The following is a 16,249-nucleotide window of genomic DNA, read 5'->3' as shown; positions in this document are numbered from 1 at the left end:
GCCTTTCCATATAAACGATTGCCGGCCGAGGGGTTCAGCATCGGCCGGCAATCGTTTCAGTTCTTGACTTTGGTCCGTGGCGGGGACTCAGTCCTTAGCCTCAGCAGCCTCAGCGGCAGCCGTCTCGCCGACGAGCTTGGAGCGCTTGCGGCTGTAGGCGAAGTAGACGATCAGACCGAGGCCGAACCACACCGCGAATCGCACCCAGGTCTCCCAGTTGAGGCCTGCGATGAGCACGAAGCAGAACACGATGGAGATGATCGGCGTGAACGGCACGAGCGGGGCCTTGAAGCCGCGGTGCGCGTCCGGCTGCGTCTTGCGCATCCACAGGATGCCGGCGGAGACGATGATGAACGCGGTCAGGGTGCCGATGTTCACCAGCTCGAACAGCACGTTGATGTTGATGAAGCCGCCGGCGATCGCGGTCAGGATGCCGAAGAACCACGTGCCCTTGAACGGTGTACGGTACTTCTCATGCACATGGCCGAAGAACTCCGGGAACAGGCCGTCGCGGCTCATCGCATAGCAGATGCGGGACTGGCCGTACAGCTGGACGAGCATCACCGTGGTCATGCCGATCAGGGCACCGAGGTTCACGATCACGGCGAGCCAGTTCAGGCCGGTGGCCAGAATCACACCGGCGACCGGGGCGTCGATGAACTCGGCGAACTGCTTGTAGGGCACCACGCCGGTCATGATGAGCGTCATCACGATGTACAGCACGGTGGAGATGGCCAGCGACAGCAGGATGCCGCGAGGCAGCGTCTTGTTCGGGTTGACGGTCTCCTCGGCGGAGGAGGAGACGGCGTCGAAGCCGATGAAGCTGAAGAACACGATGGATGCGGCCGGCACGATGCCATAGGGCTGGGTGGAGCCGGGCTGGAAGGTGTAGATGCCGTACGGGGAGAACGGATGCCAGTTGGCCGGGTTCACGAACCATACGGTGCAGATGATGAACAGCACGATGATGATGAGCTTGATCATCACCATGATGTCGTTGGTGCGCTTGGTCTGGTTGATGCCAATGGACAGCACCCACGTGATGAGCAGCACGATCACGAAACCGGGAAGGTTGAAGTACGTGGTCACGCCCGGCGTGGTGCCGTAGGCGGCGGTCAGTTCGACCGGCAGATGCAGGCCGAACCCTTCAAGCAGCTTGTTGAAGTAGCCTGACCATCCGGCGGACACAGTGGCCGCCTGCAGGGCGTACTCCAGAATCAGATCCCAGCCGATGATGAAGGCGATGAGTTCGCCGAACGCCAGATAGGCGTAGGAGTAGGCGGAACCGGAAACCGGTGCCATGGAAGCGAATTCGGCATAGCACAGGCCTGCGAAACCGCAGCAGATGGCGGCCAGCAGGAAGGAGACGGACAGTGCCGGTCCGGCGGTCAGCGCACCCTTGCCGGTAAGCACGAAGATACCGGTGCCGATGATCGCGCCGATGCCGAGCATCGTCAGATCAAAGGTGTGCATCGTACGCTTCAGCGGAGTGGATTCAGATACCAGCTGATCCACGCTTTTCTTGCGGAAAAGATCCATGTTCTTCTCTCATGAACTTGGTGTATGGGGCTAGACCGGACGGATTTCCGGGATCCCGGCACGCCTCAACGCCGGGAATCAGACAACGGTTCGCATCGAATAACCATGCGGAGCTCCGTATAATTCGCATAGTGTACGCCGTATGCGGGGACAATGGCGGCATGGTTCCGTGATAAGAGCCGCCTATGTGTAACTTTTGGGTTACTTTTCGTTCAATATGGCTTATCGGGGGTTCCGGATGTGCGCACGTCACATTGTCGCGCAACAATAGGGTCTCATGAGCATGAACGCAGCACCCGAAATAGATTTCTCCGGCGAGCAGGGTAAGGCCAATTATGCGGCCGCCCGTCGCCAATACCCTGCACAGGCCATCGTGGACCTCAAGGCCTTGCGGGACAACATGGCGCATCTGGTCTCCGTGGTCGGCGGCCCGGATTCCGGTACCGCGGTGATGGGCGTGGTCAAGGCGGACGCCTATGGCCACGGTCTGCTGCCGGCGGCTCTGGCCGCGCTCGCCGGTGGGGCGACCTGGCTGGGCACCGCTCAGTCGCATGAGGCGCTGCTGCTGCGCAAACTCGGCATCGGGCCCGACCGCTGCCATATTCTGACGTGGGTCTACAACGGCACCGAAGTGCCGTTCGACGAGCTGATCGCCGCGGACATCGACGTGTCCGTCGGCTCGCTGCCTGGCATCGATGCCGTGGCCGCCGCCGCGCGCAAACTCGGCAAGCCGGCCCGGGTGCACGTCAAGGTCGATTCCGGATTCGGACGCAACGGCTTCACGCCCGCAGGCTTCGACGCGGCGCTCGCCAAACTGGTGCCGCTCGCGCACGAGGGCGTGATTCAGGTTATTGGCCAGTGGAGCCACCTGGCCGTGGCCGATTCGCCGGATGTGCCCGAGTTCGTGGCCTCCACCGACCGCCAGATCGAGACATTCAAGGACTTCACGCGCCGCATGGAGAAGGCTGGCATTCCGCCGCAGATCCGCCATCTGGCGAACACCGCCGCAACCCTGGACCGTCCGGAGATCCACTTCGAGCTGACCCGTCCGGGCATCGGGCTCTATGGCTATGAGCCCGACCCGGCCATGGGCACGCCGCGCGACTGGCATCTGACCCCGGCCATGCGTCTGCAGGCCCAGCTCGGCACGGTCAAGGACGTGGAGGCGGGCCACGGCATCTCCTATGGCCGCACCTATTTGACCCCGGACAACACCTCCACCGCCATCGTGCCGCTCGGGTACGCGGACGGCATCCATCGTTCGGCCTCCGGCTTCGACATGCAGGGTGCCAAGCACATCGAGAAGGACGGCGGTCCGGTGCGCATCATGACCGCTGCCGGCCCGCGGCTGTATCGCGTGTGCGGCCGCGTGTGCATGGACCAGTTCATCGTGGATCTCCATGGTTCGGCCGCCGAGCTCGGCGTGCACGAGGGCGATACGGTGGAGCTGTTCGGCCCCGGCCGCGGCGAGGAGTACGCCGAGCCGACCGCCGACGATTGGGCCCGCGCCGCCGACACCATCAGCTACGAGATTTTCACCTGTCTGAGGAACCGCATCCCACGCCTGTACGAGCACGCCGCCGAAGTGTTGCCGCCTGAGGATTTGGCCATGCTAGACCCGGCGTCGCTGCTGTAAGGTGCCAGCCGGGCGGTGTCTCGTCCTATGCTTGAGCCATGGAAACAACGCGGGATGGGGAACCGGTACTGAGCAACGAGGGATACAGCGCCTTTGACGAGGAGCGTTGGGCCCCCGAGCCGCCCAAATCGAAGTATCGAACCGCCTTCGAGCGCGATCGCGCCCGGCTGATTCATTCCTCGGCCCTGCGCAGGCTCGGCGCGAAAAGCCAGATTCTGGTGGCAGGCACCGACGACTTCGCCCGCACGAGGCTCACCCATACATTGGAGGTCGCCCAGATTGGCCGGCAGATCGGCGCGATGCTCGGCTGCGATCCGGATGTGGTGGACTGCGCCTGTCTCGCCCATGACCTCGGACACCCACCGTTCGGGCATAACGGCGAACGGGCGCTCGCCGAAATCGCCCGTAACATCGGTGGGTTCGAGGGCAACGCCCAGACCATGCGCATCCTGACCCGTCTGGAACCCAAGATATTCCACCCGGACGGCCGTTCGGCCGGCGTGAACCTCACGCGCGCGGCACTCGACGCCGCCGTCAAATACCCGTGGACGCTTGCCGAAGCCGATCTGCATCCCAAGGGGGAGCGGTCGAAGAAGTTCTGCGTCTATCCGGATGATGAACCGGTATTCCGCTGGCTCAAGGTCAATGCGCCCAAAGACGCCAAGCCGATGGAATGCCAGATCATGGACCTGTCGGATGACATCGCCTATTCGGTTCATGACGTCGAGGATTCGATAGCCACTGGTGCGTTCGACCCGATCGTGCTCGCCGACCCGCAGATCCTCGACCACATCATCGAACAGACCCGCGCATGGTACGGGGCGAAATGGGATGCGGACAAGCTGCTCGCCGCGTTCACCCGATTCCGGCGCGAGCATGTGTTCCCTGCCCATTTCAATGGGTCGCGGCAGGCGTTGGCCCAGTTGAAGAACATCACCTCCGATCTGATCGGCCGGTTCTGCTGGTCGGTGGAGATGGCCACCAGGGACACGTACGGGCCGGGGCCGCTGACCCGGTATTCCGCGAACATCGTCATTCCCGAAGAGACGGACTACGAGATTGTGGCGCTCAAGGGCATCGCCGTGTATTTCGTCATGGCGCCACGCGAACGCGAGCCGTTCCATCAGGAGGAGCAGACCATCGTGGAGGATCTGATCGACGTGCTCATGGCCGATTCGCCGGCCCCCTCGGACGCGCTGGAAAGCCAGTTCCTCGCCGACTGGAACGAGTCCACCAACGACGACGAGCGTCTGCGCGTGGCCGTGGACCAGGTGGCCTCCCTGACCGACAACTCCGCCCTGGCGCTGCATTCCATCCTGTGCTGATTTGGGATTGGTGACCATCCGTTGTGCGGTGGTAGTGGTCTATCTCGTAATTGTCTGAGTGATGTTGGCCCCTTCTGACGAGGGGCTGTCAGCGAAGCTGACTGGGGGAGAGACAGGAGATGCAGTGCTCAATTATTAGTGAGACGGATCACTAGACAATGCCATCCTGCGGTGAAAACGGCTTTCTAACGTCGCTTTCGGTAAAAATTTACCCTGTCCTGAATCAGGCGGTACTCTTGGTTCTTATGGTCGGGATGATTAAGAAAGAAGACGTTGAGAAGGTGCGCGCCGCCGCGGATCTGTATGACATCGTATCCGCGACCGTGACGCTTAAGCCTTCCGGCACCGGCACGTTCGTGGGACTGTGTCCTTTCCACGACGAGAAAACCGGCAGTTTCAACGTACGCCCCTCGCTCGGTGTGTGGCACTGCTTCGGCTGCGGTCTTGGCGGAGACGTATTCAAATACGTGGAGCAGGCCGAGAACATCGACTTCCGCGAGGCCGTGGAACTGCTCGCGGACAAATACCACATCGAGCTTCACTACGAGAACAGCGGCAACGGTTCGGGACGGCCGGACGGCACCGGCTCCAAGCGCACGCGGCTATTGGAGGCGTGTGAAGAGGCGCAGCGGTTCTTCGTCTCCCAGATCCTCACTCAGGAGGCTCTGGCTGCTCGCAAGCTGCTCGGCGGTCGCAACTTCTCCCAAGCCGACTGCGAACGTTTCGGCTGCGGGTATGCTCCGCAGGGCTGGGATAATCTGGTACGCCACCTGGCGTCCAAAGGCTTCACTCAGAAGGAGATCCTTGATGCCGGTCTGGCGAGGCAGGGCCAGCGGGGCATCTACGACTACTTCCGTGGCCGTGTGACTTGGCCCATCCGCGATTCGACCGGCCGCACACTCGGTTTCGGCGCACGCAAACTGTATGAGGACGATCAGATTGCCGCCAAATACATCAATACCCCGGATACCCAGCTTTACCGTAAAACGCAGGTGCTGTATGGCATTGACCTGGCGAAATCGTCGATTGTCAAAAAGCGTCAGGTGGTTATCGTCGAGGGATATACGGATGTGATGGCTATGCACTTGGCCGGCATCGATACGGCCGTGGCCACCTGCGGTACCGCGTTCGGTGCCGAGCATGCCAAAATCGTCCGCCGCTTATCGCCGACGATTCTCTGGGAGCCGTTCAGCTGGTCGGCGTTGAAGGTCAAGGATCAGCCGTTGAGCTCGCGCATCGTGTTCACCTTCGACGGCGATGCCGCCGGTCAGAAGGCCGCACTGCATGCGTTCGGTCTGGATTCCGCGTTCCTCTCGCAGACGTTCGTAGCTGTGGCTGATGATAACCTCGACCCATGCGACCTGCGAATCCAGCGCGGCAACGAGGCGGTGCGGTCGTTGATCGCCAATGCCAAACCGTTGTATGACTTCGTCATCGATACGGCCATCGCCCGTTTTGACCTGACCTATACGCCCGGTCAGGTGGGGGCGATGAAGGCGGTCGCCCCATTGGTGGCACAGATTCGCGACCGGTCCCTTTGGGATGCCTATGCGCGCAAGGCCGCCGGACGGATTGGCGTGGAGCTTGAGGTGATGCGGCGTGAGGTGATGGACGCCCGTCGCCGTATGCAGGTGCGCGATGACGACGCCTACGCGCCGAAGCGGCGTTTCCAGAGCGAGGAGCCTCGATTGGAAGCCGGAGCCAATCCGTATGCGAATCCGGCTGCGCGCAAGGCGCTGGAGCGGAGGGACGCCAAGGAGCAGGCATATTTCAAGATCGACGATGCCGTATTCATCGCTGAACAGCAGTTCATGGCCACGCTGATCCAAGTGCCACGCGCCATCGACCGCACGATGTTCGGGCAGCTCACCATCGACCATTTCATGAGTCCGGTGTTCCGCACACTGTTTCAGGCGATTTCGGCGGCGGGAGGATTGCCGAATACGGATACGCCTCAAGGCTTGTGGATGCACAACCTCACCAAGGCCGGGGGGCCGATGCTCGACCAGGTCATCAACGAGCTGGCGGTCATGCCGCTGCCCTTGCCGGGAGACGACACCGGCAAGGGTGCGCAGCCGCCGCAACCGGCCACTCAGGGGATCCCCGCAGCAGAGGTGCAATTGCGCCCGCCCACCAAGGAGGAACAGCGCTATGCCTCGGAACTGCTGACCAGATTGCTGGATATGGGATTCATGCGTCAGATCGGTCTGGCTAGACGCCGTATGGCCCAACTGCCTGACGGTGAGGAGAAGATCGCTCTGCTCGGTCAGATCACCCGCATGGAGACCGCCCGCAAGGACCTTCAGGCGCAGGTCTACGGCAATACCATCGGCTAGGGTTCCGGCCGGGAGACTTCTTTTCGTCGGCCAGAGTCTTTTGCCGCCGGACAGTGAGTGTTAAGCTCGTGCATAGTGTAAGGGATATCACACTGAACATGACACTGACAAAGGTGTTTCCTGAAGCGACATTCAGAATGTAGGGGAGGCGGATCGAAGTGGAACCGCAAATGAATGATGGCAATCAGCTGAACGGCGATGAGCAGTTCAACAGTACTGAGCAGTTCAAGGGGAGCGGCCAGCAGGGTGGCAATGCCGTGCCGCAATGGCCGCAGTCGGGCCAGGGACGCCAGTTCGACCAATCGCATGGCGCCTACCCGCAGCCTCAATATCCACAATCCCAGTACCCGCAATCGAATGGTGCCCAGCCTGGACAGCAACCGTATGGGCAAGGACAATATCCTCAGTATCAGCCCCCGTACCGGCAAGGTCGCCCGCAGCCGACTGCGCAGCCATCGCCCCAGACCTCTGCGAACCAGCCATACAGGTATCAGGTTCCGCAGCGCCAGCCGCAGTACCCGGCACCGCAATATCAGGCTGCGCCTCAGCAGCCGGGATGGGCGGCGGCACAGAACCAGTACACTGCTCCGCAACCGCAGCAGCCTGGTCCGCAGCCGTATCTAGGTCAGCCGCAGTACCCAACTGCTCCGCAGGAGAGTGCTCACGGCGGTGCGCATCGGGGTAAGACAGCGAAGAACGCCAAGGTCAAAGGCAAGAGGCGCAAGCCGAAGTGGTGGGTCATCCTCATCGCGATCGTCGTTGCGCTCGCTCTGGTATTCGGCATCGCCTCGGTGGCGGGATACTACATGCTCAAGGCCGATGGCGCCATCGACGGCATCATGGCTGATTCCACTATGCCCACCAAGGAACAGGCCTATGCGGGCATGCCGAACGGCAAGTATGAATTCAAGGACCCCATCGCCGTCGATACATATTACGAATTCAAGACAATCATGAAGGATCCGGTCAAGATCCGCGACACCGTCAAGATGGGGCAGTCCCAGCTTGACGGCGTGGACCTGCAGCTTGACGATTGTGCGCGCGTCTATCAGGATTCCTCATTCGCGGTTCCCGTTCCCACGTCGACCATCGCATCCAGCCCGTTCGACGAGAAGGAAGGTGCCGGCACCCTCATACTGAGCGGTGCCATGAATCTACCGGAGAACATGCAGCACGGGGACTCCATCGGCAAGGAGTACGGCTTCCTGCCCTCCAACGGATACTATTACGTGCAGTACGTGGCCCCGGATGGTAAGAAGCTGGCGAAACCCATCGTGCAGTTCTTCCGTGTCAAGGAGCATACCGGCATCACCCGTCTGCCGCAGGTCAACAACGTCACTCCGGTGGTGAACAAGGACGGCGGCGTCGACATCTCCTGGGACAAGGTGGACGGAGCGAAAACCTATAACGTGTATATCTACACGACCCACAAGCAGATCGGCAAAGAGGGCGACGAAAACTACATGCCGGAGTCCCATGCCATCGACAAGCTTGGATCCACCGACAAGACCCAGCTGCTCTCCGCGGATTATGACAAACCGAAGTCATACTCGGACGAGACGCTTGGCACCAGTGTGCAGCAACAGAACATCGCGTTCCGCTCCCTCGCCGTGGAGCATCAGGACTCCATCGACCACTGCCAGCGGTCGATGTCCGAGAACTGCGCCCAGATCCTGCAGGATGCCGGCGGATCGTGGGATGCCGATTCCGCAGGAAGACTGTACTTCGTGGTCACCGCAGTGGATGAGGCCGGCAATGAGGGCCTCTGGCATGCGATCGACGCCAACGACCTGGTGCCGTCCATCCCCATCGGTCAGGCGGAGCAGGCCAAGATTGACCAGTGGGGCCAGAACATGAGGGGTGTATTCGGCGAGGAGAACACCGTCGAAGAGGATATGCAAACGTATATCTACACCTTCGTGGAGATGGCTAATGGCGCCACGGTGACGGTGCCGAGCACATTCAGCGATCTGAAAAGCGATGGCAAGAACGGGTGGACTTTCATCTACAGCGCACCTGGCACCAAGTTGAAGGACACCGGTCGCCTCTACTATGAAGGCGATCTCAACCCGGTGTTCGCTCAGGTCACCAAGGCAGCCACGGATGCCCTGCCCAAGGCGGGCGGCATGCTTGACCGCATCTATTCGGTGGGCAAGGTGGATTGGTCGGGGTATGACAACAAGAAGATTGATTCCGATACCAAGGAGTCGCCGCTCTTCAACTACGCATCCACCGACTTCGGCAAGTATCTGGCCAACAATCTGCTGAACGGGCATGAGGTGATCGACATCAGCAAGTACGCCAGCGACGCTTATCAGACCAGCACCTCGGATGTGATGACCGAGGTCATGTACCAGAACCCGTATATCAGCATAGTGTCCAACGGTGTGAACTACACCGTGCGCAAAAACGGCGACAAGACAGTGATGTGGGTCAAGTATCCCGACGGCTACCAGCAACGCCAGAAGGCGGTGGAAGACACTGCCAAAGCCGCGGTGGGCCAATTCCAAGGCTCCGATCGGGACAAGGCCGTCGCCATCGACCGGTTCCTGACCGGCAAGATGGAATACGACTACGATGCGTCCAACGCCTTGGGCAAGGATGGTATCGCCAATGCGTACGAGAGCAACGACGCCCTCAACAACTTCCCGGATGCGTGGAGCTCCTATGGCATGGTGAGCGGCAAGGGCGTATGCCTGTCCTACGCATACAGCTATCAGATTCTCGCCAAGGAAGCCGGATTGGACTCTCGTGTAGTGTCCGGCAATGTGGCGGGGACGAAGGCCGGGCATGCGTGGAACTATGTGAAGGTCGACGGGCAGTGGCTGCTGATCGACCCCACATGGGATGACGATGGAACGACCACGTCGGACAAGTACCAGCTCAAGAGGCCATCCGAAGTGACGGACCATTACGCCTCGTCGGATGGTTGGACCTTGGCTTCCGAGGTCGGCCAATACGCCAACTGACTGACGCCAACTGACTGACTCTGCGCGGGCCTGCGTCACGAATTGGACGGGTCAAGAACTTGCCAATTGGCCCCATCCAAATTGGACTGGTTTGGCTGGCGATGTGCTGAGGTACCTGATAATGGGCGGGACGACATCATTCGATACCGCACATAAGGGGATACCAATGGCACAGAACCGTGCAGAACTCAATCGAAACCTCGCCCAGATGCTCAAGGGCGGCGTGATCATGGACGTCACCACGCCCGAACAGGCCAAGATCGCCCAGAACGCCGGCGCCTGCGCGGTCATGGCTTTGGAGCGTATCCCGGCGGACATCCGTGCGGCCGGCGGCGTCTCCCGCATGAGCGACCCTGCCATGATCAAGGGTATTCAGGAAGCTGTCTCGATTCCGGTCATGGCCAAGGTGCGCATCGGCCATATCGCCGAGGCCCGCATCCTGCAGGCCATCGACATCGACTACATCGACGAATCCGAAGTGCTGTCCCCGGCGGACGACGTGTACCACATCGACAAGAACCAGTTCGATGTGCCGTTCGTGTGCGGTGCGAAGAACCTTGGCGAGGCGCTGCGCCGCATTGCGGAGGGTGCGGCCATGATCCGCACCAAGGGCGAGCCCGGCACTGGCGACGTGATCCAGGCCGTGCGCCACATGCGCACGATGAACAAGCAGATCCACGAGCTCGTCTCCCTGCGCGATGACGAGGTCTATGAGGCCGCCAAGCAGTTGGCGGTGCCGTACGACCTCGCCAAGTACGTGCACGACAACGGCCGTCTGCCGGTCGTGAACTTCGCCGCCGGCGGCGTGGCCACCCCGGCCGATGCGGCACTCATGATGGAACTTGGCGCCGAAGGCGTGTTCGTGGGCTCCGGCATCTTCAAGTCCGGCGATCCGGCCAAGCGCGCTGCCGCCATTGTCAAGGCCACAGCCAATTGGCAGGACGCCGATCTGCTCGCCAAGCTGTCCGAGAACCTCGGCGAGGCGATGGTCGGCATTAACGAGGACGAGATCCAGACCATCATGGCCGCACGCGGCGAGTAACGATTCTTGTGCTTCCCCTGGCGGAACTTGGTCGGTGAGGCCGCCGATTATCCGGTCGGCGCGCCTCTTCGCTCAGGCCGGTCTCCCTTGGTCGGTGAGGCCGCTGAAGCCGATGCGGCAGAACATGCGAACAATCCCATTTCCGGCCCCCTCGCCGAGAGGAGCTGTCAGCTCTGCTGACTGAGGGGAGACGAGACATCGCAAAAGAGGTAACCATGGTTGTAGCTGTTGAATACATTTCCAAAGAGGAATCGGACGGTGCCGAATCCGCCAAGCACGGCGTGACCGGCATCCTCGCCGTGCAGGGCGCCTTCGCCGAGCATGCGGCCGTGCTGGACAAGCTTGGCCCGTGGAAGCTGCTGCGCGCCGCCGAGGATTTCGATGAATCCATCGACCGAGTGATTCTGCCGGGCGGTGAATCCACCACGCAGGGCAAGCTGTTGCGCTCCACCGGGCTGTTCGAGAAGATCGACGCGCACATCAAGGCCGGCAAGCCGGTGTTCGGCACCTGCGCCGGCATGATCCTATTGGCGCGCAAGCTCGACAACGACCCGAACGTATACTTCGGCGCGCTCGACGCCGTGGTGCGCCGCAACGCCTATGGTCGCCAGTTGGGCAGCTTCGCCGCCACCGCGGATTTCGGTAAGCCGGATGCGCCGGACTTTATCACGGACTTCCCGCTGGTGTTCATCCGCGGGCCGTACGTAGTGTCGGCGGGGCCGGAGGCCACGGTGGAGACGGAGATCGACGGGCATCCGGTCGCGCTGCGGCAGGGCAACATCCTCGCCACCGCGTTCCATCCCGAACTCACGGATGACACACGGTTGCACGAGCTGTTCCTGTCGCTGTAATGGGCGTCCTGTCGCTGTAATGGGCGCTTGAGACCTTCATGCGGTCCATCGCGCCTTGCGATCTACGACTGCCCATGAGTTATGAGTCCCCATAACGGCTCCACGGTGTAGGGACTGCTCCATGATGTAGGGAAACTCCCACCGTGCAGGGAAACTCCCACGGTGTAGGGATGAAAAACGGCGGAAAACCGCCATTCCTGAAAAACGGCTCCCTACACGGTGGGGAAATCCCTACACGGTGGGCGTACGTATGGATGCGCGGCGGGCTGCAACCCCGCAAAATGTATAATTATTCGCCGGTGCGCATGAACGATATGCGTGTATAGGCACGTGCGGCGTGTATCTCATGCAGGAAGGTGGCGGGCCATGCGGCTTGAGCTCAATCGACGCAGCAATGTGCCGTTGTATCGGCAGCTGGCAGGTGAACTGCGTGAGCAGATCGTCTCCGGGGCGCTCGCCGAAGGCTACCGTCTCCCGCCTGAGCGCGAACTCGCGGTGCGGCTCGAAGTCAACCGCACTACTGTCTTACAGGCGTATCAGCAGCTCAAGGATGAGGGGCTCATCGCATCCAAGGTCGGCAAAGGCACGTTCGTGCTGCCCAAGGATCCATCGGGGCCGGCGGTGGCCGGAGAATCCGCATCCTCTCGGCAGGCGCAGGTGCGGGCAAACCTTACGACAATCTCATCCATACCGGCATCATCGTCCTCTTCGTCCTCCTCCCTCGCGGCCTTCGCGCCGTCACGAGGGTCAATCGCCATTTCGGTACAGGGACAGGCTGATGTCACAATGCGGGGCGCGTCGCCCGAATCCGCTGAGCCTACGGTCATCCGCCCACCGTGGTCGGTGCTGTTCAGTGATTACTCCAATCGGTTCACCTATCACGACATCGCCTCCGCCGAACGCGCCCAGCAGTCGAGCAACACGGTGATAGACTTCGCCACCGGTTCGCCGAATCCGGCCGATATTCCCGACGATCTATTGCGCAGGGTGAGTCTGGAAGCCTTCGCCTCACATGAATTCGACGGCCAGCCGGAGTCGCCCATCGAGGGTTTCCCGGAATTGCGCGAACTGCTCGCCGACCATATGCGCTCCCGAGGCGTGCATTGCCGGGCGCGCAATGTGATGGTGCTTTCCGGCTCCGAACAGGGCATCGATCTGATCGTACGTGCATTCGTCAATCCCGGGGACTGCGTGCTGGTCGAACAGTCCACGTTCTTCCCGGCCCTGCAGTCATTCCGTTCGGCGGATGCGCGCATCATTGGCGTGCCTATGGACGGGCATGGCATGCGTACCGATCTGCTTGAGGGGTATTGCGCGCGGTTCCGGCCGAAGCTCATCTATACCGTACCTACATTCCAGAATCCCACCGGCACCGTCATGCCGCTCAACCGCCGTCGTGAGCTCATTGAGGTGGCTCGCCGGTATCAATGCCTCATCGTCGAGGATGACGCCTATGGCGAACTGTGGTACGGGCCGGCGGAGGAAACCGAGGCGGACGACGCATCGGGATTCGCATTCGGGCCTGTACCGAGTCATGTGCAGGAGGACATGCATGAGCCCGCGGAGGACGAGGCGCTGTCGCGGCGCAGACCGGTACCGTTGGCCGGCATGGAGAACGAGGGATACGTGATGTATCTGTCCACGTTCTCGAAGACCGTGACCTCGGGGCTCAGAACCGGGTGGATTGTGGCCGACCCGCACGTGATCGGCCGACTTGCGGCGTTGCGGCGGATGGTGGACCAGCATACGAGTACATCCTCGCAACGCATCTGTCTGGAACTGCTCAAAGAGGGTCGCATCGCCGAGCACGTCCGCGCGCTGGTCGTCTCGTATCGACGACGCCGGGATACGGCGGTCGCTGTATTGCGGCGGTATGCGTCCGATGGGATGGACTGGATTGTTCCGGAAGGCGGCTATTACATCTGGGTATCGCTGCCGGAGGGGGTGCGATCGCTGGATGTGCTCGCAGCGTGCCGGGCGCAAGGTGTCACCTTCATGCCGGGAGGGGTTTTCGACGTCGACGAGATGGATGATTCCCACCTGCGTCTCAATTTCGTGCGCCCCGATGCTGTGGACATCGAGCGTGGCATCAGGGCCATCTGTGGAATCATCCGCGAAGCGCTGCGGTGACGAGGCGTACGGCGGTGCCGAGGCGTACGGCGGTATGCCATGAGACACTATGAGACTCTATGCATCATCTGTTCAAAACGTATGCTGCCTCGTGGCAACGAAAAAACGGGACGAAACATAAGTTATTGACGAGGTCACATTATGTTTCGTCCCGTTTTGGGGTGTCAAAGTGGGACGAAACATAATGCTATGCCATCAGAAACTTATGTTTCGTCCCACTTCAGCCCATGATTCGCCGGATTGGGCCAATCCGATTGTCCCGGCTGGTCAGTGCTGGTTGGTCTGATTGGGCCAGCGAATCCGCCGGATTCACGCGATCTGGGCGAGCAGGGTCGGCAGCTCGGCCATCGTGTCGATGACCGCGTCGGCACCGGCGTTGACGAACGCGTCACGGGCGGCCGAGCGGGCGGCGGCCTTGTCGGCTTCGGACAGGGCGTTGAACTCATCCTCGGACAGCGCCATCTGGGAGCTGCCTTCGGTGACGCCCACCGTGAACACGCCGGCGTTCTTGCCTTCGCGGATGTCGGAGAGGGTGTCGCCCACCTTGACGGCCTTGCGCACGTCGGTGACGCCAAGCTTCTCAAGGTTCCTGAATACCATGTACGGGTAGGGGCGGCCGAAGCCGTTCGTGCCGTCAGGGCTGATCCAGAAGTCCGGCGCGTAGCCGTTTTCGGCAGCCTTCGGCACCACGATCTCCATCATCTTATCGGTGTAGCCGGTGGTGGAGCCGATCTTGAGACCCATCGCGCGCAAGGCGGCCACGGCGTCGATCACGCCCGGCTTCGGGTCGGCGAAGCCGTCGAGGATGGAGAGCAGCTTCGGCTCGAAGTGGCTGTAGACGGCGTCCACGTCAGCGTCGGTGGGGGCGGAGCCGTGGGCGTCCTCCCATGCGCGGGCGATGCGGTTCATGTGCAGCATCGTGTTGATGTGGTCATGCTTGAGCATGCCCATCGGCTTGCGGGTCTCGTCCATGGTGGGCTCGATGCCGAACTCCTTGAACGCCTCCTGGAAGGCGCGCACCGGGGCGAAGCAGCCGTAGTCCACGGTGGTTCCGGCCCAGTCGAAAATGACGGCTTCAAAACGAGTCATAACATTGCTTTCTCTTAGTAGAACGAATGCGATTGAGGGATCTTGGTGGTACGGGTTGTGTCAGGCGGTGAGCTTCACGTTGGCGGGGGCGGCGGCCTTGATCGGGGCTCCCGCGGCGTCCATCGCGGCGATGGCGGCCGGTACGGAATCCAGTCCGGTCGCGGCAGCCAGCAGGCCGCGCTCGCCCATGTACAGGGCCAGCAGTTCGGTCACCTTCTCGATATCGTCGGTGTAGATCTCGCCGATGTTGCCGAGACGGAAAGTCTCTTCATCGGTCAGCTTGCCCGGGTAGATCGCGTAGCCGCGCTCCTTGATGAACTCGTACATGTCGTGGAAGTCGAACTGGGTGCCTTCCGGGTAGAGGAACGTGGTGATGATCGGGCCTTGGTGGTCGGCGAGGAACACGCGGAAGCCGAGCGCCTTCATGCGGGCGATGAGCAGGTGGTTGTTCAGGGCATAGCGGGCGGAGCGGGCGGGGATGCCGCCTTCGGCGAACATCTCGTCAAGCGCCTTGGAGAAGGCGAGCACCACGTGGGTGGGGGAGGTGTAGCGCCACTTGCCGTTGGCCTTCTCGAGGGTGTTCCACTGGTCCCACAGGTCGAGGGAGAGGGAGCGGGCCTTGCCCTTGGAGGCTTCGAGCTTGGACTTGTTGCAGATGATGAAGCTGAAGCCGGGCACGCCCTGGATGCACTTGTTGGCGGAGGAGACGAGGAAGTCGATGCCCCAGTCGGCCACCGGGATGTCGACGCCGCCGAAGGAGCTCATGGCGTCCACCATGAAGGTGCAGCCGTGCTTCTTGGCCACTGCCGCAACCGCCTGGATGTCGTTGAGCAGGCCGGAGGTGGTCTCGGAGTGGATCATCGAGACGTGGGTGATGGACGGGTCGGCGGCGAGGTATTCCTCCACGCGGGCTGCGTCCGGGATGCGGTCGTACGGCTCGGCGTACTGGGTGTACGTGATGCCAGCGTGCTCGCAGATCTTGACCTGACGGTCGCCGTACGCGCCGTTGGTGCACAGCAGCACCTTCTCGTCCTTGCCGATCACGGAGGTCAGCACGCTCTCAACGCCGAAGGTGCCGGAACCCTGCATGAGTACAACGGTGTAGTCGTCGGCGTTGCAGTGGGCCAGCTCAAGCAGCTGGCGACGGATCTTCTGCGTGATTTGCTGGTAGTCCTCGTCCCAAGTGCAATGGTCGAAGAGCATCTCCTCCTTGACGGTGCGGGTGGTGGTCAGCGGGCCGGGGGTCAGCAGCTTGTATTCGTTTGCCATGGTGATTGGTTCCTTTCTGGTGATGCTGCGGGTGAGTCTAGTCATCCGCGTAGTTTCTGTAAT

General features: G+C 61.5%; 10 protein-coding genes. 7 read left to right on the top strand and 3 right to left on the bottom strand.

The genetic code is table 11. From position 1 onward, the window contains the following. Positions 1-87 precede the first annotated feature (87 nt). Positions 88-1,539 carry an APC family permease gene (locus BREU_RS01900; RefSeq protein ID WP_044089991.1) on the bottom strand — a complete coding sequence of 484 codons (1,452 nt, stop codon included), beginning with the start codon at positions 1,537-1,539 and terminating at the stop codon, positions 88-90. A 277-nt stretch (positions 1,540-1,816) separates the two neighbouring features. On the opposite strand from BREU_RS01900, the gene alr reads away from it, so the two are divergent. The 7 genes from alr (at position 1,817) to BREU_RS01865 (ending at position 13,828) form a co-directional block, all read left to right on the top strand. After that, the gene (alr, locus tag BREU_RS01895; RefSeq protein ID WP_044089990.1) at positions 1,817-3,175 is read left to right on the top strand and encodes an alanine racemase; all 1,359 of its coding nucleotides are present in this window, start codon (positions 1,817-1,819) and stop codon (positions 3,173-3,175) included. 38 nt (positions 3,176-3,213) lie between these two features. After that, entirely contained in the window at positions 3,214-4,500 is a 1,287-nt protein-coding gene (locus BREU_RS01890) for a deoxyguanosinetriphosphate triphosphohydrolase (RefSeq protein WP_044089988.1), read from the top strand. 254 nt (positions 4,501-4,754) lie between these two features. Continuing rightward, the gene (gene dnaG, locus BREU_RS01885) at positions 4,755-6,836 is read left to right on the top strand and encodes a DNA primase (protein WP_238566974.1); all 2,082 of its coding nucleotides are present in this window, start codon (positions 4,755-4,757) and stop codon (positions 6,834-6,836) included. Positions 6,837-7,006: 170 nt separating this feature from the next. Further along, positions 7,007-9,805, top strand: coding sequence for a transglutaminase domain-containing protein (locus BREU_RS01880; protein WP_044089985.1), 2,799 nt, complete (start codon positions 7,007-7,009; stop codon positions 9,803-9,805). Positions 9,806-9,971: 166 nt separating this feature from the next. After that, the gene (pdxS, locus tag BREU_RS01875; protein ID WP_044089984.1) at positions 9,972-10,847 is read left to right on the top strand and encodes a pyridoxal 5'-phosphate synthase lyase subunit PdxS; all 876 of its coding nucleotides are present in this window, start codon (positions 9,972-9,974) and stop codon (positions 10,845-10,847) included. 215 nt (positions 10,848-11,062) lie between these two features. Then, positions 11,063-11,698, top strand: a complete 636-nt coding sequence (pdxT, locus tag BREU_RS01870) for a pyridoxal 5'-phosphate synthase glutaminase subunit PdxT (RefSeq protein ID WP_044095767.1) — start codon at positions 11,063-11,065, stop codon at positions 11,696-11,698. 366 nt (positions 11,699-12,064) lie between these two features. Next, positions 12,065-13,828 carry an aminotransferase-like domain-containing protein gene (locus BREU_RS01865; protein ID WP_044089982.1) on the top strand — a complete coding sequence of 588 codons (1,764 nt, stop codon included), beginning with the start codon at positions 12,065-12,067 and terminating at the stop codon, positions 13,826-13,828. A 309-nt stretch (positions 13,829-14,137) separates the two neighbouring features. On the opposite strand, the gene phnX is transcribed toward BREU_RS01865, so the two are convergent. Both phnX and BREU_RS01855 read right to left on the bottom strand, forming a co-directional pair. Next, positions 14,138-14,917 (bottom strand): phosphonoacetaldehyde hydrolase, encoded by a 780-nt coding sequence (gene phnX / locus BREU_RS01860; protein WP_044089980.1) that lies wholly within the window; start codon positions 14,915-14,917, stop codon positions 14,138-14,140. Positions 14,918-14,977: 60 nt separating this feature from the next. After that, positions 14,978-16,186, bottom strand: a complete 1,209-nt coding sequence (locus BREU_RS01855) for a 2-aminoethylphosphonate--pyruvate transaminase (RefSeq protein WP_081886489.1) — start codon at positions 16,184-16,186, stop codon at positions 14,978-14,980. Positions 16,187-16,249: the final 63 nt, after the last annotated feature.

The organism is Bifidobacterium reuteri DSM 23975 (assembly GCF_000741695.1).
GTDB lineage: Bacteria > Actinomycetota > Actinomycetes > Actinomycetales > Bifidobacteriaceae > Bifidobacterium > Bifidobacterium reuteri.
The sequence above is the reverse complement of the archived record's forward strand: the minus strand, read 5'-3'. Positions and strand labels throughout refer to the sequence as shown.